Here is a 1,024-nt window from a genome sequence, read left to right on the forward strand (position 1 = left end):
TAGAGCAGCTCTGCTCTAGTGACCTCGGAGACATCAAAGCGAATCGAGGCCCATTGCTCGCAGAATTTAAGCGACGGATCAGGGAAGCAATTCTAGTCATCATTGCTAGTGCTGACTTGTCGGATGCCATCCTTCAGTGGATTGAAGATATCAGGGGAGAAAAGGCATTCATTGTTAGGTCGGCACGTCAGCCGCTAGGGTATGATGTCGCGTTGATCGATTCTCCGAACTGCGCGGGGGCGATCGCTGAGTTCCGTAAGCGGCACAAAAATCGACCTGAGGGCACGCTATCGATGCTCCTCACCGATAGTAAGCGGCTGGCTACGGCTACGGCGCGATCGATGGAGAATGATGAAGGTGAAAAGGTGCTGCTGATCACTCAAGACACCATGGGTGAAGCATTGGTGCAGCTCTATATGGCATCCAAGGGCGCTGTTAACCCCCAGTTGATAGAACAGGGCTATACAGCCATCATTACCTCGCCATCAGTGAGGGAAGGGCTATCGATCGAGCAATACACCGATCTAATCAGTTCCGTCTGGAGCATCAACACCGGCGGTTCAATCGGCGCGGCTGCGATCGCCCAAACCTTGGATCGACTTCGATCAATCTGCCAACGGTTCCTATACCTTCCTGAAACGGGCAAGGGATTCAATAAGATCACTCAGGCTACTACACCTGCTCAGGCCCGGCAGGATCTTGAGTTGTCCAAGAAACCGTTGGCTAGTCAGGTTCGGCGATCGCTGCAGCCCGACATCACCCAGGTGACGGATGCAATCGACTGGTATAGCCAGGATGTGAATATGTGGGCGGCGCTGGTGGCTCAGCACAATGCCGGTGTATGGAAGCTTAAAGAAACCGTCCTAGGGTTGCTCAGGAATGAGGGGAAGATCATTACTCCCTATACCCTAACGGTAAGCGCTGCGGATATTGCAACCAGCGATAAAGCGTTTAAGGCGGCCCGGCTCAAGATTCGAGAAGAATATGAGACGGCGGTAGCCAGTGCGATCGACATCTCAGAAGA

Annotated in this window: 1 protein-coding gene; it reads left to right on the forward strand. The window is 53.1% G+C overall.

Going from position 1 to position 1,024, the window contains the following annotated elements; translation table 11 throughout:
• Positions 1 to 212 precede the first annotated feature (212 nt).
• Positions 213 to 1,024, forward strand: an 812-nt coding sequence (locus V6D20_04985; protein HEY9815144.1) for a hypothetical protein, incomplete at its 3' end; no start/stop codon positions are given.

It is taken from the genome of Candidatus Obscuribacterales bacterium, assembly GCA_036703605.1.
Taxonomy (GTDB): Bacteria; Cyanobacteriota; Cyanobacteriia; order RECH01; family RECH01; genus RECH01.